This is a genomic window from Vibrio sp. Y176 (assembly GCF_033438945.1).
On the sequence record NZ_JAWOQS010000489.1, the window covers coordinates 1 to 722 of the forward strand.

At 47.2% G+C, this 722-nt stretch carries 1 protein-coding gene; it reads right to left on the minus strand.

What is annotated here, in order from left to right; all coding sequences use genetic code 11:
• Window positions 1-722 (minus strand): PTS sugar transporter subunit IIC (locus R7O13_RS26880; protein ID WP_318305210.1); only part of this gene is annotated, 722 nt, incomplete at both ends.

The following is a 722-nucleotide window of genomic DNA, read 5'->3' on the forward strand; positions in this document are numbered from 1 at the left end:
ATCAACAGACCCACTACGAGCAGTATCGGAGAAAACGTCCAGCCGCTTCCCCAAGACGCACCAATAATTGCCGGCGTCGTCCATGGTGTAGTAGCCACACCCATACCTACGAAGCCAAGATGCACAGCAAAGTAAGCAATCGTTGCGTTAATTACTGGAGCAAAAACAAATGGGATGAACAATGTTGGGTTCATTACGATTGGGCTACCAAAAATCACTGGTTCATTAATTTGGAAGAAGCCAGGAACCGCACTCATTCGGCCGATACTCTTTAGGTGAACAGAGCGGCTAAATGACATCAGTAGAACCAACGCTAACGTCGCACCAGAACCACCAATGAAGATATAGAAGTCCCAGAACGGCTGAGTGAAGATATTCGGAACAGGCTGCCCAGCAACAAATGCGTCGATGTTTCCACTGATGTTTGTTAGAAAGATTGGCGACAGAAGGCCAACCACAATCGCGGCACCATGAATCCCTGCAAACCAAAGTAATTGACACATAAGTAGTGCACCAATGATGGCAGGCAAAGTATTTGATGCGCTGATTAATGGCTTGAACATCGCCATAACTGCATCAGGAATCAACATGTCGTATTGGGTTTGAACGAAGATGCTTAATGGATAAAGCGTGACAAACACAGCTAGAACAGGCAGTAACACCTCGAAAGAACGCGCGATCGCAGGTGGCACCTGCTCTGGCATGCGAATCGTGATGTTGTG